Raw genomic sequence first — 19,655 nt, 5'->3', positions numbered from 1 at the left:
CGTCGTCACTCCTTACATTTCTTTGAAGTACTTATAACGGTAATAAGAGTTATAGCCAAGAATAAGCATGTAAGCAACAACTAATAGCACGACCATGATTAAATCGATCGCCATCAAGGCAAACGATGTAATTAAAGCGCCAAGCACAAAGACCATCATGTCATAGGCTTTCGCCTTTGCCCGATTAGCGATGGCTAAGTTACGCTCATCGTTCTGTTCAATTTCCAGCTGCTTGGCTGCGGCGGGATTCTTCTTCATGGCACTCCGGATGATGACTTCTCCCATGGCGTGACCGAATAGGCCGCAGCCAAGCCCAACGCAGATATAAGGCAGCGCTCGCAGTAAGCCTTGAGGATCTTCAACGGTTTTGATGAAATACACACCAACTGCCAGTAATCCCACGCCTCCAACGGTTAGCAAATAATACAAAATCGTCTTATTCATACCGATTCATCCTCCTCATAGATAAAGATTTCTTCGATACGCATACCGAAAAAACGAGCAATCTTGAACGCCAAAAGGATGGAGGGGTTATAACGACCGTTTTCCAGCGAACCAATCGTTTGTCTCGAAACTTCAAGAGCTGCTGCTAATTCTTCTTGCTTGATTCCGCGTTGCTTGCGAATTTCTTCTAAACGGTTGTTCAATGCGTTTATCCTCCTCATGGAAAGCTAGCTTCCCATAAGGGGAGTATATGGCGAGATGTATGGAATGTCAAGTAAGCTTTCCATTTCAAAGTGGAAGGCTATCTACAGTTACAGCCCGGGCAGAACAAACAACAAACAAAAACGGCCGCCTTTCCCGCGCCTATGCAGGAAAAGCAGCCGTATTCTTGTTTATTGTCAAGCACTAGCTTGCCTTAGAAATAAGCAAGAGAAGTCAATCCGTTAATGTGCGTTAAATAACGGACATCGCTGGCTTTTTTCATCATGGTGGCTGGCAGACCTTTCAGTTCGATGCCTGTCTCGCCGATAAAGCCGACAGCGTCCTTGCGGCCTAGGCTGGCAAGCGTGCCGGAGAATACATAGTGGAATTCCTTCATGCGGGTGGCCTTGAAATATGCCGCGATATTCGCGCCCGCTTGCTCGCCCATCTGCCACGCCAGCTGCGCGCTCTCCGGAAGCGGGTTTCCTTGCGGGCCCATCACAATTCCGCAATCGCCCGCCACGAATACATCGGGATGAGAAACGGATTGCAAGAACGGATTCAGGACCGCCCGTCCGCGATTTACTTCCACGCCGCAATCGGCAACAAGCGGATGCCCCTTCACGCCACCGGTCCAAATCAAGGTATTGGCATCGATCCTTCTTCCGTCCTTCAAGCTTACGGTGGCTCCGTTGACTTCGGTGACCGCTAGCCCGGTAAGCAGCTGTACGCCTCGCTTCTCAAGGCTTTCCGTCGCCCGCTGAACCAATTCCGCCGGGAACCCTTTAAGAATGGCCGGGCCGGCCTCTACCAGAAACAGCGAGACATCCGCATAATCGACATTGTACTTACGACATATACCCGGGAGTTCGTCGACAAGTTCGCCGATGACCTCTACGCCGGTGAGGCCGCCGCCGCCGATGATGAAGGTTGCGTCTGCCTTATTCTTCGTCCGCGCATATTCGCTGATTCGTTCATGGATGTGCGTGTTGATCCGGTGCGCGTCTGCTACAGATTTAAGGCTCAGGCTGTTCTCCTGAAGACCCGGAATTCCGAAATAATTGCTTTCGCTGCCTAATGCCAAGACCAATGCATCATAGCTGAGCATGGATCCGTCTTCCAATACGACCTTGCGGGCCACCGGGTCGATTTGTTGAACCGTACCGATTTTCACATGGATGTCTTTATTGCTCAGAAGCTTATTTAAAGGCAAGGCAACGGCCTGATCGGCAACGTTTCCCGCGGCAAGACGATGCAGCTCGGTAACGATTTGGTGCGTCGCAATGCGATTAATAACGGTAATCTGGGCATCCGCGGCCGTTAGATGCGCTCGGGCAGATAAAGCGCTCAGTAGTCCTCCGTAGCCGGCACCGACAATGACGATATGTTTGCTCATTTTAAAGTCCTCCCCCATGTATATTGTGAATTGGACGACGTGTGCGGTTTACTTCTTTCTTTCGCCCAGAATATCCAGATAGGCTTGACCGAACCGAAGCATCTTCTGCAGCTCCGGGTTTTTCAACAATCTCAACATGCCAAGCAAACCGATCGTTTCCTTGCTTTGCTCAGCGCGGTCGGAGGCTTCGATAGCCGCGGTCGCAATGGCCTTCACCTTTGTCTCAATCGGAATCGCTAACTCTTTCATGACCTTCGCGGTATCTGCGAGCAGCACGCGGTCTGAAAGTACCTTCTGGGTGAAATCGTAAGTCTTTATAAGTTGAGTAGAAATTTCGATAAGTTGGGGCAAATGATCAATCAATACGGCTAAGGCTGCCTGCACGTCCGGTTTCGCCAATTGTTCCATCACATCCGGATTGACGTTACCTTGTGTCACCGCTATATTCCCTTGATCCGATTCGAGCGTAGTTGTATTCGACATGCCAAGTTCCCCCTTCAAGCAGTGTAGGTTGTCCTGCTGTATATATAACGATTTAAGGACGGTTTTTGTGATGGATATGGGGATAACAAGGTTATCCAGTTGGAGTTATTATTCAAATCACACGCGGAAAACATACAGCAAAAATCCCAGCCACTTCACCGGTGGCTGGGACTGCTTGGCGTTCTGGTTATTCAATTGTTGTTCTCAACGTCTTATACATAGCGGCTACATGTTCATCGACTTCATCCCGTGACATGCGTAAGCGATTGACAGAAGTACCATATCCAATCTCGGTGTCGCCTGCTGTTAATCCCTTGAAAATGCCATCAGCGAAGTCATTTAACGGTTCACCATGTGTATGCAGCCCAGCACCGCCTAAATCGGTATTCACCGCCGGGGGAGCGACCTCGATCACTGCTACAGACGTGTCCGCAAGCTGGTGTCTTAAGCTCATCGTAAAGGAATGAAGTGCGGCTTTCGTTGCGGAATAAATCGGTGCAATCGCAAGTGGAGTGAAGGCTAAGCCCGATGTCACGTTAATGATTGCCGCGTTTTCTTTGGCCGCAAAATAAGGAGCGAACAGCATAGAAAGATGGATAGGCGCTTCTATATTTGTTGTGATTTCTTGGTTGAACTCCCGCCAACTATTCTTCGCGTCCGCCTTCAACACATGAAAGCGTTGCTGGATCCCTGCATTGTTGACCAACACATTGACCTCCGGATAACTCGCCGTCACCCAATCAAATAATGCTGCACGTTCGGATTCCGAATTCAAATCGCTTACTCGCGTAATCAGCGCGGGGTATTTTTCTTGTGCCTCCTGAAGTACATGTTCACGCCGTCCTGAAACAATGACTGTGTTGCCAGTTTGCATAAAGCGTTCTGCAAAAGCTAGTCCGATTCCGGTACTACCGCCCGTAATGAGTATTGTGTTTCCTGAAAGTTTCATTTTAATCCATCCTCTCCATTGATGATTCGTTTGTATATCGTGCAATTTTGTCATCTATTCCTTTTAACGCTTCAGTCATCAATGAAATTTCAGCCAGCACCGCTTGCTTGTGAGCGTTCATCATTTCAAGTCGGAGCGGAATGGTGCTTGCCCCTTCCATAATCCAATCCATATATTGCTTGATGTCGCTTAAGGGCATGTGCGTGTTCTTTAAACAAATAACGGTCTCAAGGAGTGCCATTTGTTTTTCTGAAAATAACCGCCTGCCAGCTTCATCGCGCTCGATCAGGGGGAGCAGTCCTTTTTTTTCATAATACCGTATCGTAGTTTCTGGGATAGATAATTTCGCTGCAGCTTCGCTAATAGAACGGTACTTCATCCGGAGACCTCCATCCATCATTTCCTGTCGACAGGAATAGAATACGACTTAAACCATGGTTTAAGTCAACCCCGAAATTTTGAAACGAGAGGACTTTGACCGAGTCTTCTTTTTTTATGGCATGCAGCAGGAAGACTATAAGAAAGTACCAGAAATCGAAGGTTTAGCTTCTACAGCGATTTCGGCTTGTTCCGTACAATAAAGACACACAGACGGAAGAAGGTGATGGATTTGGGCAAGGTAGGACGCCAATGGAAAATCATTCGAAGCAACCTGGATATGTATGCTTTGGTGCTGCCGGGGCTGGCCTTTTTGCTGGTATTCAAATACACGCCGATGTATGGCATTCTGATCGCCTTTCAGGATTTCAACATTTTCAGCGGTATTGGCGGCAGCGAGTGGGTAGGGCTGAATCAGTTTGAGAAGCTGTTTCACTCGGACGATTTTTATCAGGTTTTGACCAATACGCTGTTGATTAGTTTGTACAAAATTGTCATCTTGTTTCCGATTCCGATCGTCATCGCGCTGCTTCTGAACGAAGTTCGCCGCATGTTCTTCAAACGCGCGATACAGACGATCATATACTTGCCTCACTTTCTATCGTGGGTCATTATCTCGGGTTTGTTCATCAATATCCTTTCGCCGACGAGCGGAATCGTCAATGGCCTCATCAAGTGGCTGGGCGGAGAGCCGATCTCGTTTCTCGCCGACAATGATTTCTTCCGCAGCATCGTCGTATTCACGGCAGGCTGGAAGGAAATCGGATGGAACGCGATCATATTCATCGCGGCGATCGCCAGCATTGAGCAAGAGCAATACGAGGCAGCCGCCATCGATGGTGCAGGCCGAATCCGGCAAATGATCTCGGTATCGCTGCCGGGCATGCTGCCGACGATCGTTCTCATGTTCATCCTGCGCATCGGCAGTCTGTTGGAAGCGGGGACCGAACAGATCCTCACGATGTACAATCCGCTCGTGTATGAAACCGGCGACGTCATCGGAACATTCGTATACCGCATGGGCCTTGGGCAGCAGGATTATAGCTTCAGCACGGCAGTCGGTCTGTTCAACTCCGTAGTGGGCTTCCTCTTGATTGTCATCGGTAACATGCTCAGCAGAAAATTTCTTCAACGTAGCATTTGGTAGGGGGTGAGCCGCTTGCGTCATCATAGAAAAGCCGGCGATTATGTGCTCGATATCGGTATTTATATCATCTTGACCCTTATGGGGCTGATCACCTTGCTTCCTTTCGCCAACGTCTTGTCCAAGTCGGTGAGCGAAGAGTGGGCGATTGTCGCAGGCAAGGTCGGCGTATTCCCGAAGGGCTTTCAGTTAGATACGATGCGGTTCGTCATTACTTCGGACCAATTCCTTCATTCCTTCTTGATCTCCGCGTTCGTTACCGTCGTTGGGACGCTTGCTTCTATTCTGCTTACGGCCATGACGGCATACCCGCTCTCGAAGAGGGAGCTGCCGGGCATGGGTGTCTTAATCGTCTTGTTCATCTTCACGATGATGTTCAGCGGAGGCATTATTCCGAATTACTTGCTCTTGCGTGAATTGGGCATGCTTGACCATCTTAGCTCGCTGATCTTGCCTGCCTTAATCAGCGTGTTTAATCTGCTCGTGATCAAAAGCTATTTCGAAAGCCTGCCGCCGAGCTTAGAGGAATCGGCCAAGCTCGATGGGGCGAAGAACATCGGCATCCTGTTCCGTATTATTCTGCCGCTGAGCGGTCCGGTACTGGCGACAGTCGGATTGTTCTACGCCGTCTATTACTGGAACGACTACTTTAACCCGATGCTCTACATCAATAGCACTTCCTTGAAGCCGTTACAGTTGTATTTGCAGGATATAGTCATGAATGCGGATACGTCTACGGCCTTGAACAAGACCGCCGACGATATGATGAATGTACCGGCAGAGGGCATTCGGGCAGCGACCGTTATTGCTTCGACGATTCCGATTTTGCTTGTGTATCCGTTTCTGCAGAGATACTTCATCAAAGGTGTGCTAATCGGTTCCGTTAAAGGGTAGGGTAGGCGAAGAAAATGTGATCTGGCATTAACCTTTTCAGGAATACCTGATTGTTAATGATATAATTATAATTTTTAGGAGGGTCATGCATTGAGGAAAATACCGAAACTACTCACGCTTGCCGCTATGTCCGTGATGCTTGTCGGATTTTTGGCAGCATGCGGGTCGACAGACAACGGGAACAACAATTCCCCAGCCTCAGAGGGTAACACGGCAACCGAAGCAAACAGCGCGGCTCCAGCAGCGGAGAAACCGACTTTGAAACGACTGAACGTCTTTCAAGCGGACGATTATGCAACGTATCCCGTAGCGAAATTTCTGGAAGACAAGACGGGCTATAAAGTCCAGTACGACGTCCTTCCGCAAGACAAAACGGCAGAGAAGCTCAATCTAATCTTCGCTTCCGGCGAGCCTTACGACATGATTACGTTCTACAACGATTTGGCGCTCTACTCCGACTATGCTCAAAAAGGAGCATTGACCGATTTGACTCCGCTAATCGATCAATATGGACCGAATATCAAGAACGCGGTTTCTCAGCAATCGATGGATGCGCTCAAAATCGACGGCAAGCTGTTCGCAATCCCGGCTCCGGTTACGCATGAGGTTGGATCCAGCATTCTGATCCGCACTGACTGGCTGGAGAAGGTCGGCATGTCGATGCCGACGACGACAGATGAACTGGTGAATGTTTTGAAAGCGTTTAAAGAGAAGGATCCGGGCGGCAATGGCGATCAGAACGTTCCCCTTACAATTAAAGGTGACCAAGCGATGCTCGAGAATATTGTAGGCGCTTTCGGCATGCCGAACTCGTGGAACGATGTTAATGGCCAATTGACTCCGCGTGTGCTCGATCCGAACTATCCGGACTATGTGAAATACGTAGCGGAATTGTACAAACAAGGTTTGCTCGACAAAGAGTTCATCATCAACAAGGATGCTACCGCTAAAGAGAAGTTCGCGAGCGGCAAGGCCGGCGCGATCATCGTGCACTGGGCGGATATCCCCGGTCTGAACGACGCACTGATCAAAGTCGCACCGGATGCGAAATTCGCGTACGCAGGCGCCCTTAAAGGTCCGAAAGGTCAAGCAGGCTTCGGCGCCATGTCGGGCTTCGACCGTCTGACGTTTATTCCGAAATCCGCGGCCAATCCGGTTGAGGCGATCAAGTACATCAACGATTTGCTGGAGCCGGCAACGTTCAAAGAGTTGGCGATCGGAGAGGAAGGCAAGCATTACAAGTTTGAGAACGATGCTTATATTCCGATTTTGCCGATTTTCTCCGATGAGCGTAATCAAGCGAACAATTACATGGCCGGCGTAGATGAAGCGATCTATCCGCAATACTGGCAAGCTCGCGTCCGCAAGAACCCGATCATGTTCGAAGGCTTCGATTTCTTGAACAACAAACAGCCTGCAGAGGTGAAAGTTCGCAATACGCTCGGCTGGGCTCCGTATTTGCCAGAGCATGCGAAGAATAATATGCGCCTTGAAATGATGGTCGGGGAATATACGGTAAAACTGTTCGCAGGCGCAGAGTCACTGGACGATCTGGCGAAATTCCAAGAGAAATATAAGACTTCCGGAGAAGAAGTCAGTGCAAAGGAAATCAACGATTGGTACGCGACTACGAAATAACAAGTTGATCACTTACGAAGGCGGCGGTCGGTTCATGGAACCAGCCGCTTCCTTCCACTTGGAGGAGAAGCCCTTATGAATCCTAATTCCTATTCGTTTGAACGACAGATTGAAACTCATGCGCACGCGGACGTCGTTGTTATCGGAGGAGGACCTGCAGGTACAGCCGCTGCGATCGGTGCGGCGCGTTCCGGCAAGAAAGTCGTACTGCTTGAGAAATCGGCACAGCTCGGCGGCATGGGTACGCTCGGGAACGTAAGCATCTTTATGCCGATCGGGAACGTAACCGGCATTTATCGGGAGATTATTGCGGAAATGCTGGCCGAGTACCTACCTGAGGGGCATGACGAGTCCATTGCACCCCAATACTCGCCCTTCCTGCTTCGGCATTATTTCAACGAGAAGATGAAGAAGGAGAACGTGGACGTTTACTTCCATACCGAATTCGTCGGCACGATCAGGGAAGGGAATACGATCAAGGCGGTTATTATGTCAACTCGCGAAGGCTTGAAGGCTTTCGAAGGTGATCGGTTTATCGATTGCACCGGTGATGCGAGAGTCGCAATCGATGTCGGCGTTCCGTATACAACGGGACGAGAAGAGGACGGCTTAACGCAGCCGATGACTTTGATGTTCCAGATGACGAATACAGGCAGCCCCGTCACGCCTTTCTTGCCGGAAGGATGCTACGAGTACAAGGAAGTGTCCGACCTTCCGCAAGGGCGCCGGCTATATTGGGAGCAAAACAACAACGGCACGCTGCTCGTCAACATGTCACGTGTCAAAGCGAACGGTGCAAAGATCGATGAGGTTAACTATGCGGAGGCCGAAGCCCTGAAGCAGGTATTTTCCATCGCCTACTATTTGCAGAAAACAGGGTACGGCAACTATACTGTCTCTCATATTGCATCGCAGACCGGCGTTCGCGAAACGAACCAAATTGAAGCGCTCTATCGGCTGACCGAGCAGGATTTGGTGACCGGAGCGCGCTTCTCGGACGTGGTCGCGCAAACGAACTACGAAATCGACATTCACAGCCCGGATGCGGCGAAAACGACAGACGAACGTAAAATCGACGGGTACGATATCCCCTACCGTTGTATGGTTCCGGAGGCGATTGATAACCTTCTCGTGGCGGGGCGGTCGATTTCCGCGACGCATGTGGCGATGTCCTCGATGCGCGTGCAGGCGACATGCTACGCGCTGGGGCAAGCAGCGGGAGCGGCGGCAGCTATCTCCATGGACCGCGAGACTCCGATGAGAGACGTTCCGATGGATGTGCTTCATGAACAATTGAAGAAGCAAGGCGTTAAGTTTTTCGTTCAATAAGATAGCTGTTAGATAAGGCACCGAGAGCCGGGGAGGACGACTTAGACATGTATAAATTATTGATCGTGGATGACGAGCCGACGGTTAGAACAGGCTTAAGCTCCTATTTTGACTGGTCCTCCCACGGTATCGAGGTCATCGGAGAGGCGGACGACGGGGACGTGGCGCTCGCATTCATCGAGCAAGAGCTGCCCGACCTGATCTTGTCCGACATCCGAATGCCGAACATGGACGGAATTACGATGGCCAGGCAAATTTCGGCGACATACCCCGAGGTTCAGATTATATTCGTGAGCGGTCATGACGACGCCGAGTATTTGAAATCCGCCATGAAGGTCAGCGCGGTCGACTACATCTTCAAGCCCGTCAACCTACAAGAGTTGACGGAGGTCATCAAGAAGGTCGTCGCAGACTTGGATTATAGAGGGCATGAGCAGCGCCGCAAAGAGGAAATGCGGTCCAAGCTGAAGGAAGGCATGCCGCTTCTGAGGGAGAAATTCCTGCTCTCGTTAATCGGCAATGCCATACCGAAGCATAATCTTCAAGACCGCCTTGCTTTTCTGGGGTTGGAGTTACCCATCGAAGCTTCCTACTGGATCATGGCAATTTCCGTTGATGATCTGGGGGAAGTGACGGCGCTGCGTTCCGAGGTGGATCGGCAGCTCTTATGGTACTCGGTGCTGAACATATGCAGGGAACTGATAGATGTTCATATGAGCGGGTACGCTTTCGAGCACAGGAGCGGGGAGTTCGTTGGCATATTGCGGACGGAGCCTTTGGCTGACGACGCTCAGGATGCCGCGAACGTTCTGCTCGCGCTGGCCGCCGACATTCGAGAAAACTTGGAACGCTGGCTTAAGATTGGCGTGACAATCGGAATTGGCGATCGCGCGGATTCCTTGGCTGAGCTGGCTCAGGGGTACAAACAGGCTAGGGAAGCGGTCACGCACAAATGGTATTTGGGAAAAAATCGGATCATTACGATGAATAGCCTCGAAAACCCCGAGTCGGACGGCGGCGGTAGCAGCAAGTTCGATCCCGAGCATCAGGAGCAGCTGGTTTCAGCGCTGAAAGCGGCCGATCTGGAGAAGGTTCGCGAGGTTCTCGATCTGCTGTTCTCGGACATGAACCGCAATCGGACGGCCGGGCTGAAATACGGACGCAACGTATGTCTGCAGATGGCTCTCGTGGTGGGGCAGCTGTTAATGGAGCTGAACGTGCAGTCTCCCGAGTTGGAATCGGCGGAATCGGTATTATGGGAAGCGTTGTTCGAGCAAGAAACGATCGGCGAGATGCGACAATTAATCGAATCCCACTTGCTGTCGGCTTGCGATCGTATTCGCGAGAAGCGAACCGGTAAAGTCGCGAATTTGGCGGAACGGGTTCGCGCCATTATCGAGCATAACTACGCCGACGGCAATTTAACCGTCGAGGTCATCGGCAAAGAAGTCTATTTAACGCCGACCTATGTCAGTTTGCTCTATAAGCAGGAAACGGGACAAACGATCAACGAATATTTGACGCAAGTGCGCGTGGAACGAGCCAAGGCAATGCTTCGCGATCATCGGTATAAATTTTATGATATCTGCTATGCAATCGGATACACGGATCCGAGTTACTTTACGAAGCTGTTCAAGAAATCGACAGGCGTAACGCCAAGCGTTTACCGGGATAGCCATGTTTAGGGCAGGTGCATTCGGTCGTTTCATTCGCCGCTTCTCGATCCCGAGACAGTGGCTGTTGGCCTATCTGCTCTTAATCGTGGTACCTGCGGGTGTCATTTTGTACGGGTTTTATGAGCGTTCTGCCACGATTCTCAAGGATGAAGTCATTCGGACGATGCAGCAGGCGCTTAAACAGGCGGGGAACAATTTGGCGTACCGTCTGGAGCATATTGAGGACATCAGCAATTCGGTGATGATGAACCCTAATCTGCATGAGTATCTTTCCATCAGTAAGAACGATCGGTTAATCGGCATTCAATTTCAGGTGATCAAAGACTTGCGGAATTTGGTCGAGTCCATTCAGTCGAATTCCGATGTGTTCCATGTCCGGCTTTTCGTCGATAAATCGAAGCTCTACGCAGGCGAACGCATTAATTTCTTCTCGCTGGAAAGCTTGAAGACGGGCTCCTGGTACGAGAAGATCATCATGGAAAATGGCGGAATCGTATGGTCGGGCAGTTACGATGAACGGTACCTGGAAGCGGGGAATGCCCGCGTCATCTCGGCTGCCCGGATGCTAAGGGACCCTAACCAATACGAGAAGGTGTCGGGTGTGCTGATGATCGACGTTAGAGAGCAGCTGGTGACGGACATCTTGTCGACGCTTCAATTCTCGCCGGGAACGAACGTCTACCTCGTAGATCCTTCCGGAACCATTGCTTATCATCCGGATAAGGCGCTCGTCGGCTCGAAAGTCAGCTCCGACATGCAAGAGGCGCTCGGCAGTGGGAGTGAAGGAACGCTCTCGCTCAAGCTGAATGCGGAGGTCAATGATGTCCTGTATACAACCATTGATCCGACCGGGTGGAAGCTGGTCGCACAGGGCACGGAATCGCAACTGTCTCACCGCGCGGTGAAGCTAACGCAGATGACGGGGTTAACCACGCTCTTGGAATACATTGCGTTGTTCTTATTGCTGCCGGTCGTCTTGCTGGCCATCATCGTGCGGGGAATGAATCGCAGGGTCAAAAGCGTCATCACCACCATACGCAAAGAAGGCACGGACACTCCGATGGATGTTCCTGCGGAAACAAGTGATTTCTTGCTGCTCGAACGAAGCGTCGAACACATGCTCTTGCGAGTGCGGACGCTGGTCGAAGAGAAGTACTTGGCCCAAATCCATGAGCGCGAGGCGCAGCTTCAAGCGCTGCAAGCCCAGATTAATCCGCATTTCTTATATAACACATTGGATACGATCAATTGGATCGCTATCGGCAAAGGCGCAACCGATATCAGCCAGATGATCGACGGCTTGGCGAAATACTTCCGGCTCAGTCTTAACAAGGGCAGAAGTATCGTCAGCGTAGAGGACGAGCTGTGTTTGGCTCAAGTCTATTTGGAAATTCAGCAGAGCCGTTTCCCGAATACGTTCGACTTCCGGGTGGATATGGAGCCCGGCCTCGAAGCGTATCAAATGCCGAAGCTGATCCTGCAGCCCATTGTCGAGAATGCACTCTTGCACGGGATCCGCAAAGCGAAAGGGAAGAGCGGCTCTATCGTCATCACCGTTCGGGAGGTCGAAGGTGAGCTCCTCTTCGTTGTAGCTGATAACGGGATCGGCATGGAGGCGCATAAAGCGCGGTCGCTTCTGTCAGCGGCACCAACCGCCGTCAAATCCGACGGATCCGGAAGCTCCTACGGACTTTACAACGTCAATGAGCGCATCAAGCTTTATTCCGGAGACGAATATGGATTAAGCATTTCCTCCGAGCTTGGCGCCGGTACGATCGTAACGATCCGATTCAAGGCGGCGCTTGCGAACGACAATTAATAGTTGGCCTGTCGATTCATTTCGGCAGGCTTTTATTTATGTCTTCTTCTTTATCAATCGTCCGCATTCGTTGTAGTACAATGGAGATAACCGAGTCATTGTAGAAGGAGAGCGATAATGGAAAACATTTTATTCACCTATATGTCGAAATTGACCTCCTTAAGCGAAGAAGAACAACAAGCGATCGTAAACGAAATTCATATCGAAGAATTTAAGAAAGGTACCGTCCTCCTTAGACAAGGAGAGGTACCTGCTAAATGTTATTTCATTCTGAAGGGATGCATCAGGCAGTACTCAATCGATGAAGAGGGGAACGAGGTAACATCGAACTTGTATACCGAAGAGCAGGCGATTGCCTTCTTCAATTATCATAAGGCAGACAAGTCATCCGACTACACCATCGCCTGCCTTGAAGACTCTGTGGTGGTGGTTGGCGACCTGAATACGGAACAGAACATGTATGCCAAATACACGCAGTTGGAGTCGATGACTCGTAAGATAATTGAAGAGAACTTTAGTCAGGTGCAGGCAGAATTCGCGGCGTTCATCGCTTCTTCGCCTGAGGAGCGCTTCAAGGCGCTGCTCATGAAACGACCTTCGCTAATCGACCGCGTTCCGCAGCATCAATTGGCGAGTTTTCTCGGCATGACCCCGGAGTCCTTAAGTAGAATTAAGAAGAGAATGCATCGCGAACATACCTAGCTATTTCCCTCCCCTGAATAGCAACCATAATCCAAAGCCGAGCTCTCCCGCTGTCATAGGGACAATAAAAACATTTTCGAGTATCTTTCCGACTTCCTCGTAATCCTCAAAGAATAGTTTACTCATGTGAATCAAGATATAGCCAATAGAAGCTAGAAGCAGCAGGATGCCGATCCATCGCGGAATGTTGTCTGTTCGGAGAGCTAATATTCCCAAGATTAGCAGATGCGCGCCAAAGACGATTAAACCAACGGACCAAATAAGATCAAAAGCCTGTAAATGTAACATCACTTGTGCTCCAACTTGATTGGAGGTAAAAGGGGATCCATAATCGGTGCTGTTCGTAGTAAGCGTCAGCACGAATAATAGATTGGCGATCGCTATTCCCAATAAGGTCGCATAAACAAGACGGAGCCATGCGCCGAGCAAGGCTAGATCTTTATGGGTTGGTTTCAGGAACACGTAGCATGACCAAGCGACCACAATATCGCACAGCAGGATGATCAACCACCCGAAGATTTCGGCTTTGAAGAGATGGTGATACGAAATCAAGTACTGGATTACGGCGCTTGTATCCCCCTGTTTCAAGATCCTTGCATGCACAAAGCCATACGAAAAAATGGCGGCCAGCGTCATGAGCATGAGTGCTGTACCGGCAGTTAGAGCCGACTTTCGCTGATCCGACAGCTCTCTTCCTTGAGTAACCATTAAAGACCCTCCTAGATGTACGTGGTCATTTCATTGTATCTGGGAGGGTTTTGACGTGCATTGACTTAAGTCAATGAACGAGTCGACATTGTAACTAAGTATATTTGGTAAGGAGTTATGATCACATGGACAATGTTAATGTAATCTATGGCGTATTGCCGCATCCGACACTCGCGGGCCGGGTTTTTGTGCAGAAAGAAAATGATGAGTGGTGTCTCCCTTATCTGCGAGTGGAAGAACAAATTTCCTCGATTTCAGCTACCCGAGAGATGTCGCGTCTGTTCGGTCAGACCGTGGTCGCGTATAGATACGTATCCATTTCGGAAGACCTACAAACAGGGCGAAGGGAAGGCATATTCTTATTAGACAATCTTGGCAGCGATAAAATAACGCAAGAGGGAAAATGGGTAAGCAGAGATGACTTGGCTAATTTACAATTCAAACGGTCGGACCATCTCGAGGTCCTTTACAATTATTATTCTGAACCGGAGACAGTGGATCAGCCAAAGTTCCGCCGCCCATGGGAGAACAGTGGATGGTTTACCGCAGTCACGAATTGGATACAAGAAGTCGTCGGCTCATTGGGCGGCGAGGTTATTGCGCAACCGGAACTCATGAAATGGTGGAGTCTGTCGTGTGTCCTCCGGGTACCCACTACACAGGGGAATGTCTACTTCAAGGTAAATGCCGAACAACCGTTGTTTGTAGATGAAGCGAGGTTTCTTGAGCTCATAGGTAACTTCTATCCGGGGCGTGTACCGGTCGTCCTTGGAACTGAACCGCGATACGGATGGATGTTAGCAAGCGATAGCGGAAAGAGCATAAGAAATAGCGTTACACTGGAACAGAAGATGGAATTACTGCGTGTATTCGCAGGCATCCAGCTTGATTCCATCAACCATATAGATGAGTTGCTGGAAGTAGGCTGTGCCGATCGCAGACCGCAACTATACGTTCCTTTCATTGCTCCACTATTGGATGATGAACTAATGACAGAACGGCTAACGCCGGAAGAAATTAGCGAACTTCGAAAGCACTTGCCCACAATCACGGAGATGTGCTTGAAGCTCTCGGAGTACAAGGTTCCATCCACGCTTCTACACGGGGATCTAAATCTAGGGAATGTGACAAGCGCAAACGACAGGCTGAGTCTCATCGATTGGACGGACGCATCCGTAGGCCACCCCTTCATGGATATGTTCCTCATCTTTGACGAAAGCGATGTAACGCTGCGGACTCAACTTCGGGACGTTTACTTGGCTATGTGGAGCGACTTCGAGCCGGAGCATCGTCTGTTGGAGCTCTGGTCGCTCTGCGAGGTCATCCATGCCATTCATCACGCCATAAGCTACCAATCCATTTTGCACCACACCGAGGAAAGGGCAAGACCTGAATTGGACGATGGTCCGCCATTCTACCTTCGCAAGGCATTGCGATTTCTTCATGAGCAAGGTGAACAATAATTCAAATCTACCGCATTACCCGGTCCGGGGAGCAAGTGATTCTTACGTTGCAATAAATAGAAGGCAGGATCGGGGTGTGTCCCTAATCCTGCCTTTATGTGTTCTACTGAACTAAACTTTCTAAATCCGGCTGCAATTTGTTCCGAAGGATATACAGCATGACAGCACCAACAAGGAATGTGACAGCATCGGCAATGACAAGAGACCAGACCACCCCGTGGAATCCGTTCATTCGATTGGCGATATAGAGCACAGGAATCAGAGTGATCCCTTGAATGATGGACATAATAAATGCGGCGGTTCCTTGCGCTGTAGCTTGGAAGATCCCCGTAAACAGCGCGGTCATTCCTGTAATGAACAAGGATAAGAATGTCACATGCAGGATGTAGCTGCCCATGTCAATTAATTGCGGGTCATTCGTAAACAGGCCAATTAAGTGATCGGAAATCAGATAGACGATAACGCCGAACACGATCGCTAACGCCACAATCGCTTTAATGGTGAAGGCAATGGTCCGCTTCATGCGTAATTTATTTGCTGTAAAAGAATAGGCAATGAGCGGCACGACTCCCTCGCATAAACCCATCAGAATAACCTCGGGAAATTGCAATAAGCGCGATGAAATCCCGAACGCCGCTACGGCCTGCTCCCCATATTCGACCAGGTAACGGTTAAAGATGAGCGACATGGCGCCTAGGAAGAGACTCATAATAAAGACGGGAACTCCGATTTTGAATACCTGGCCTAGTATTTCTTTGTTCGCTTTGAACCATTTTACAGAGACGGTTAGAAATGGACTCTTATATCCGATGTGGTAGGCGTAGAATGCACTCGCAACCAAGTTAGAAATCACCGTCGCAGAAGCGACACCAATTACGTCCCAATGGAAGACGAAGATGACTAACGCATCGAGAATAATATTCACCACGACACTAAGAATCATACCGATCATGGACGTGATGGCCGCGCCTTCCGAACGCACGATATTCTCCAGCGTGAAGAATAAGACGATAAACGGAGAACCGACAATCATAATCGTGACATAGTCTTTCGTGAACCCGAAGGAGTCAGGCGTCGCTCCCAGACCATGAACAATCGCGTCAATCAATGGAAGTCCGGCGGCCATCATAATTAGACCGAGAACTAAACTGCTGTAGAAGGCGAATGAAGACGCATGTTTGACATCATCATATCTTTTCTCCCCCAGTAAACGAGAGATGAAAGCACTGCTGCCGATGCCAATTAAGTTACCTAGTGCCATAATAGCCGCAAATAACGGCAAGGTTAGTGCCAGTGCAGTTAACATAGCGGTATTCCCCAGTGTACCAAGGAAATAGGCATTTAAGATGGAGTAGATGACACTCATTGACATTCCTAACATCATCGGGACAGCGAAATGAGCGACGGCTTTGGCGACCGGTGCTTTCTCAAAATAATGGAGGTTTTCTGCATCCATAGAAGTCACTTCTTTCTTATTTAATTGTGGAAAGCCTCTATCTAACGGTGTTAGTTTGAACCTTACAGTGTTAGATGATATCATGATCGTATAAACCTGTAAAGCACAAACTTACACTGTTAGATAAAAGGGTGATCACGATGAAAAAGCAGCCGCCGCAGATTTCGGAAGACAAGATTTTGGAAGCTTCATGGGAGCTTCTTGGAGAGGAGGGCATCGAGAAATTCAGCCTGAGACGGTTGGCCGATCGACTGGGGATTCAGGCTCCTTCTCTGTACTGGTACTTCAAGAGCAAGCAGAATCTCTATCAGCGGCTCGCCAACCAAGTATCGAAAGTTATTCTGGAGGAGTTCCAGTCGGAAGGGGACTGGAAGGAGCAGTTGAAGAGTCTTGCAGTCACGCAGCGCAGTGTACTCAGCCGTTATCCCTGCTCCACGCAGCTCATGATGATGACGCTCCCCCACGAACCGGACATTATCCGGTTTACCAACCGTATGCTGCTCTGCGTTGAATCAACGCCTCTTGACGCAGAGCAGAAATTGCAAGCGGTGAACACGCTTGTGAATTATGTTTTCTACTTCGTGCTAGACCATTATCAGCATGAGCGTAATGTCGCCGCTATTCTTAAGGAGCAGGGAGCGCCGCAACCAGGTGAGGAGTTGATTCGCCTGCTGGACACGATGAGTGAGACGGATGCGGGACTGTTCCGGAGAATGTTCACGACGGGGCTGTTCCAGGTAATGGGGACTGACGGGGCGTTTGAGTTTGGTTTGAGGCTTATCCTGCTCGGGATCGAACAGGTGATAGGAGAGCAGGAGAGGTAGAATGCAAATAATGAAGGCTTGTCTTGCCTAATATTTGGTATAATATCGGGGAATAATAGAAGGATCATGGAGAGAATGAGGGATGACAATGGCGTACATCGTTGATTTTAAGAATGTGTCTACAGTTGGTTTAGAGTCTTCACCGGTAGCTGAGACGCTTGCCGGCTTGCGCGCGAATGAAGCCCGTTATTTCATGAACAAATACAACCATGTGTTTACGACTGTCCCCGCAAGCGAAAGTCAGGAAGACCTTGATTATGCGCACCGGATTCTGAGGGAAGAGCGCAATATCGAGTTTGCGGCCAAGCCTCTGGAGACCTCGCGTTTTCAAGTGGAAAACATTCAATTCACCTACGTCTTCTATGAGGATGGCCTTTCCATCAATGTGATGTATACGGTCGATGACCCTAAGAAGCGGGCTGTTGGGTTTAAGCTGTCCGAAGGGATGGAGATACCGAAGGAGCTGGAACCGAAGTTTAAGTTCGCAAGGCAGAAGTCCAAGCTAGCCGGAACAATTCGGGGTTCGTTCTTCGTTATTAAGGGTGAATATTAAACGGAAGGGCAGTGACGTTGCCGCTATGATCAATGCTGCACATATTATTTTGTATAGCACCGACGCGGATGCAGACAGGGTATTCATGCGAGATGTACTCGGATTAGCAGGTGTGGATGCCGGCGGCGGGTGGCTGATTTTTAAACTTCCTCCTGCTGAAATTGCTGTACATCCTACAGATGGACCAAGCAAGCATGAGTTCTACTTTATGTGCGAGGACATTGAGAAGACACTAATGGATTTATCGGCAAAAGGTGTTGAAATCTCGGCGCCGATCAGCGATCAAGGTTGGGGCAAGCTGGCCTCCATTAAGCTTCCGAGCGGTGCGGATCTTTCGATCTACCAACCGCTTCACCCCGTTGCGTACGACCTGGAGAACTGAGTTTAGACCAAAGTTAAGGCCATCCCGCAGAAGGATGGCCTTTATAAATTCACCGGATGAATGAACAGCTGATAGGGCAGCAATACTAACGGGAATGTACACAGCATCAGGAAGCCAATGCTTCCTTCGTGATCTGCTCGATGTCGATTGGAGAGCGAGCGCCTTCGCTTACGAGGTCGGGCAAAATGTGCTGCAGGAAGTAATCGACGCAGTGCAGCCGCATGCCTTTGATCTTAATGAGCGCATGTCGGTACATCACGATGAATTCTTGCTCGGAATTTCCCTTCTGGAGCTCGGCGAACGCTTCGTAGATCTGATCCATTTTATCGGCCACTTCGAGGATTCGCCCTTCTACGGAATCATCTTTGCCTTCGCGCAGCTGTCTGCGGAAGATGGACTTGAATTCTTCAGGGATATGCTCATCGATGAAATGGGCCACCATTCCTTCTTCGACTTGCTGTAACATGGAGCGCAGCTCCATGGAGTAGTGCTTGACGGGCGTCTTAATGTCGCCGATGAAAATTTCACCGTAGTCGTGACTGCTGGTGATCTCATAGAGCTTCTTCCAGTCGACAGTGACGCCATGGCTTTCTTCGATATCGGCCAGCGTTTTGGCATACTGAATCACTTTCCACGAATGCTCAGCAACGCTATGTTCCTGGAATTTGAATTTGCCGGGACAACGAATGATTCGTTCCAAGTCGGTCAACGATTGGAAATACGCATGAATGCCCATACGATCACATTCCTTTCTTCTATTGGAGTTGGCTTGCTGCCGTCGTAAATTCAGTATATAAGCCGATTGTTTACGGATCGTTAACTCGATATTGGCAATCGGTGGACTGAAGATTCATGAAGAAAGGCCATCCTGCAAAGGATGGCCTTTCGATTAAACGCACACTTAGATCTCAATATCCACACCGATACTTTCTAATCTGCCAACTTCGCGAATGTAGGAGACAACAGCTTGATGGTTTTCATGAATCGTGTAGGCATTCACCGCATCTTGATTCTCGAATCTCACCATAAGCACAACTTGATATTCTTTGCTTTTCTCCGCCATGTTAAGTCCCGCCTGAATTTCGACGATTCCAGAGATGGTAGCTTGCAGTGCCTTGAAGCGTTTCGCGACCTCTAGAAGCTGTTCATGCGTGGTTGTTTCAGCGAATTTCAAAAGTAAAGTACGTTGAATCATGGATAATTCCTCCTGTAAGGC

21 protein-coding genes are annotated in these 19,655 nt (G+C 49.5%); 11 read left to right on the top strand and 10 right to left on the bottom strand.

All coding sequences use genetic code 11. The features are described 5' to 3' along the window. Positions 1-12 precede the first annotated feature (12 nt). The 6 genes from BLW29_RS14065 to BLW29_RS14040 all read right to left on the bottom strand — a co-directional run bounded on the left by BLW29_RS14065 (position 13) and on the right by BLW29_RS14040 (position 3,852). Positions 13-444 (bottom strand): hypothetical protein, encoded by a 432-nt coding sequence (locus tag BLW29_RS14065; RefSeq protein WP_090980501.1) that lies wholly within the window; start codon positions 442-444, stop codon positions 13-15. Next, positions 441-647, bottom strand: a complete 207-nt coding sequence (locus BLW29_RS14060) for a helix-turn-helix transcriptional regulator (RefSeq protein ID WP_090980499.1) — start codon at positions 645-647, stop codon at positions 441-443. Before BLW29_RS14060 ends, BLW29_RS14065 begins: the two co-directional genes overlap by 4 nt. Positions 648-859: 212 nt before the next feature. Continuing rightward, positions 860-2,041 (bottom strand): NAD(P)/FAD-dependent oxidoreductase, encoded by a 1,182-nt coding sequence (locus BLW29_RS14055; RefSeq protein ID WP_090980497.1) that lies wholly within the window; start codon positions 2,039-2,041, stop codon positions 860-862. A 48-nt stretch (positions 2,042-2,089) separates the two neighbouring features. After that, the gene (locus BLW29_RS14050) at positions 2,090-2,524 is read right to left on the bottom strand and encodes a DUF1641 domain-containing protein (protein ID WP_090980495.1); all 435 of its coding nucleotides are present in this window, start codon (positions 2,522-2,524) and stop codon (positions 2,090-2,092) included. A 187-nt stretch (positions 2,525-2,711) separates the two neighbouring features. Next, on the bottom strand, positions 2,712-3,473 hold the full coding sequence (locus BLW29_RS14045; protein ID WP_090980493.1) for an SDR family oxidoreductase: 762 nt from the start codon (positions 3,471-3,473) through the stop codon (positions 2,712-2,714). 1 nt (position 3,474) lies between these two features. Beyond that, the gene (locus BLW29_RS14040; RefSeq protein ID WP_090980491.1) at positions 3,475-3,852 is read right to left on the bottom strand and encodes a MerR family transcriptional regulator; all 378 of its coding nucleotides are present in this window, start codon (positions 3,850-3,852) and stop codon (positions 3,475-3,477) included. A 225-nt stretch (positions 3,853-4,077) separates the two neighbouring features. Between BLW29_RS14040 and BLW29_RS14035 the strand changes: the two genes are divergently transcribed. The 7 genes from BLW29_RS14035 (at position 4,078) to BLW29_RS14005 (ending at position 13,053) form a co-directional block, all read left to right on the top strand. After that, the gene (locus tag BLW29_RS14035; protein WP_090980489.1) at positions 4,078-4,998 is read left to right on the top strand and encodes an ABC transporter permease; all 921 of its coding nucleotides are present in this window, start codon (positions 4,078-4,080) and stop codon (positions 4,996-4,998) included. A 12-nt stretch (positions 4,999-5,010) separates the two neighbouring features. Next, positions 5,011-5,889, top strand: coding sequence for a carbohydrate ABC transporter permease (locus BLW29_RS14030; protein WP_256208607.1), 879 nt, complete (start codon positions 5,011-5,013; stop codon positions 5,887-5,889). Between the two features lie 90 nt (positions 5,890-5,979). Beyond that, positions 5,980-7,527 carry an extracellular solute-binding protein gene (locus BLW29_RS14025; RefSeq protein WP_090980487.1) on the top strand — a complete coding sequence of 516 codons (1,548 nt, stop codon included), beginning with the start codon at positions 5,980-5,982 and terminating at the stop codon, positions 7,525-7,527. A gap of 75 nt (positions 7,528-7,602) precedes the next feature. After that, positions 7,603-8,856 (top strand): FAD-dependent oxidoreductase, encoded by a 1,254-nt coding sequence (locus BLW29_RS14020; protein WP_090980485.1) that lies wholly within the window; start codon positions 7,603-7,605, stop codon positions 8,854-8,856. 47 nt (positions 8,857-8,903) lie between these two features. Then, on the top strand, positions 8,904-10,541 hold the full coding sequence (locus BLW29_RS14015; protein WP_090980483.1) for a response regulator: 1,638 nt from the start codon (positions 8,904-8,906) through the stop codon (positions 10,539-10,541). Further along, positions 10,534-12,351, top strand: a complete 1,818-nt coding sequence (locus BLW29_RS14010; RefSeq protein ID WP_090980481.1) for a sensor histidine kinase — start codon at positions 10,534-10,536, stop codon at positions 12,349-12,351. Before BLW29_RS14015 ends, BLW29_RS14010 begins: the two co-directional genes overlap by 8 nt. 117 nt (positions 12,352-12,468) lie before the next feature. Continuing rightward, positions 12,469-13,053 carry a Crp/Fnr family transcriptional regulator gene (locus BLW29_RS14005; protein ID WP_090980479.1) on the top strand — a complete coding sequence of 195 codons (585 nt, stop codon included), beginning with the start codon at positions 12,469-12,471 and terminating at the stop codon, positions 13,051-13,053. On the opposite strand, the gene BLW29_RS14000 is transcribed toward BLW29_RS14005, so the two are convergent. Further along, positions 13,054-13,761, bottom strand: a complete 708-nt coding sequence (locus tag BLW29_RS14000) for a DUF4386 domain-containing protein (RefSeq protein ID WP_090980477.1) — start codon at positions 13,759-13,761, stop codon at positions 13,054-13,056. Positions 13,762-13,886: 125 nt separating this feature from the next. Between BLW29_RS14000 and BLW29_RS13995 the strand changes: the two genes are divergently transcribed. After that, positions 13,887-15,224: an aminoglycoside phosphotransferase family protein gene (locus BLW29_RS13995; RefSeq protein WP_090980475.1), complete on the top strand. Its 1,338-nt coding sequence runs from the start codon at positions 13,887-13,889 to the stop codon at positions 15,222-15,224. A 103-nt stretch (positions 15,225-15,327) separates the two neighbouring features. Here the strand turns inward: BLW29_RS13995 and BLW29_RS13990 are convergent, their stop codons facing one another. Then, positions 15,328-16,680: an MATE family efflux transporter gene (locus tag BLW29_RS13990; protein ID WP_090980474.1), complete on the bottom strand. Its 1,353-nt coding sequence runs from the start codon at positions 16,678-16,680 to the stop codon at positions 15,328-15,330. A 140-nt stretch (positions 16,681-16,820) separates the two neighbouring features. Here BLW29_RS13990 and BLW29_RS13985 point away from each other — a divergent pair, with 140 nt between their 5' ends. The 3 genes from BLW29_RS13985 to BLW29_RS13975 all read left to right on the top strand — a co-directional run bounded on the left by BLW29_RS13985 (position 16,821) and on the right by BLW29_RS13975 (position 18,439). Then, positions 16,821-17,504: a TetR/AcrR family transcriptional regulator gene (locus BLW29_RS13985; protein WP_090980472.1), complete on the top strand. Its 684-nt coding sequence runs from the start codon at positions 16,821-16,823 to the stop codon at positions 17,502-17,504. 88 nt (positions 17,505-17,592) lie between these two features. Next, complete coding sequence (locus tag BLW29_RS13980; protein WP_090980681.1) at positions 17,593-18,057, top strand: phage tail protein; 465 nt, start codon at positions 17,593-17,595, stop codon at positions 18,055-18,057. A gap of 25 nt (positions 18,058-18,082) precedes the next feature. Beyond that, entirely contained in the window at positions 18,083-18,439 is a 357-nt protein-coding gene (locus tag BLW29_RS13975) for a VOC family protein (RefSeq protein ID WP_090980470.1), read from the top strand. Positions 18,440-18,545: 106 nt separating this feature from the next. Here BLW29_RS13975 and BLW29_RS13970 read toward each other — a convergent pair whose 3' ends face one another. Together BLW29_RS13970 and BLW29_RS13965 are read right to left on the bottom strand one after the other, a co-directional pair. Next, a complete protein-coding gene (locus BLW29_RS13970) occupies positions 18,546-19,175 on the bottom strand; it encodes an HD domain-containing protein (protein WP_090980468.1) in 630 nt (209 codons plus the stop codon). Positions 19,176-19,340: 165 nt separating this feature from the next. Then, a complete protein-coding gene (locus BLW29_RS13965; protein ID WP_090980466.1) occupies positions 19,341-19,634 on the bottom strand; it encodes a Dabb family protein in 294 nt (97 codons plus the stop codon). Positions 19,635-19,655 lie beyond the last annotated feature (21 nt).

Source organism: Paenibacillus sp. CF384 (genome assembly GCF_900106745.1).
Classification (GTDB): Bacteria; Bacillota; Bacilli; order Paenibacillales; family Paenibacillaceae; genus Paenibacillus_Z.
The sequence above is the reverse complement of the archived record's forward strand: the minus strand, read 5'-3'. Positions and strand labels throughout refer to the sequence as shown.

Bases quoted from the DNA above. Each gene is read 5' to 3' on its own strand.
- BLW29_RS14065 (WP_090980501.1), bottom strand. From the start codon at position 444: ATGAATAAGACGATTTTGTATTATTTGCTAACCGTTGGAGGCGTGGGA.
- BLW29_RS14055 (WP_090980497.1), bottom strand. From the start codon at position 2,041: ATGAGCAAACATATCGTCATTGTCGGTGCCGGCTACGGAGGACTACTG.
- BLW29_RS14050 (WP_090980495.1), bottom strand. From the start codon at position 2,524: ATGTCGAATACAACTACGCTCGAATCGGATCAAGGGAATATAGCGGTG.
- BLW29_RS14045 (WP_090980493.1), bottom strand. From the start codon at position 3,473: ATGAAACTTTCAGGAAACACAATACTCATTACGGGCGGTAGTACCGGA.
- BLW29_RS14040 (WP_090980491.1), bottom strand. From the start codon at position 3,852: ATGAAGTACCGTTCTATTAGCGAAGCTGCAGCGAAATTATCTATCCCA.
- BLW29_RS14035 (WP_090980489.1), top strand. From the start codon at position 4,078: ATGGATTTGGGCAAGGTAGGACGCCAATGGAAAATCATTCGAAGCAAC.
- BLW29_RS14020 (WP_090980485.1), top strand. From the start codon at position 7,603: ATGAATCCTAATTCCTATTCGTTTGAACGACAGATTGAAACTCATGCG.
- BLW29_RS14015 (WP_090980483.1), top strand. From the start codon at position 8,904: ATGTATAAATTATTGATCGTGGATGACGAGCCGACGGTTAGAACAGGC.
- BLW29_RS14010 (WP_090980481.1), top strand. From the start codon at position 10,534: ATGTTTAGGGCAGGTGCATTCGGTCGTTTCATTCGCCGCTTCTCGATC.
- BLW29_RS14005 (WP_090980479.1), top strand. From the start codon at position 12,469: ATGGAAAACATTTTATTCACCTATATGTCGAAATTGACCTCCTTAAGC.
- BLW29_RS14000 (WP_090980477.1), bottom strand. From the start codon at position 13,761: ATGGTTACTCAAGGAAGAGAGCTGTCGGATCAGCGAAAGTCGGCTCTA.
- BLW29_RS13995 (WP_090980475.1), top strand. From the start codon at position 13,887: ATGGACAATGTTAATGTAATCTATGGCGTATTGCCGCATCCGACACTC.
- BLW29_RS13990 (WP_090980474.1), bottom strand. From the start codon at position 16,680: ATGGATGCAGAAAACCTCCATTATTTTGAGAAAGCACCGGTCGCCAAA.
- BLW29_RS13985 (WP_090980472.1), top strand. From the start codon at position 16,821: ATGAAAAAGCAGCCGCCGCAGATTTCGGAAGACAAGATTTTGGAAGCT.
- BLW29_RS13980 (WP_090980681.1), top strand. From the start codon at position 17,593: ATGGCGTACATCGTTGATTTTAAGAATGTGTCTACAGTTGGTTTAGAG.
- BLW29_RS13975 (WP_090980470.1), top strand. From the start codon at position 18,083: ATGATCAATGCTGCACATATTATTTTGTATAGCACCGACGCGGATGCA.
- BLW29_RS13970 (WP_090980468.1), bottom strand. From the start codon at position 19,175: ATGGGCATTCATGCGTATTTCCAATCGTTGACCGACTTGGAACGAATC.
- BLW29_RS13965 (WP_090980466.1), bottom strand. From the start codon at position 19,634: ATGATTCAACGTACTTTACTTTTGAAATTCGCTGAAACAACCACGCAT.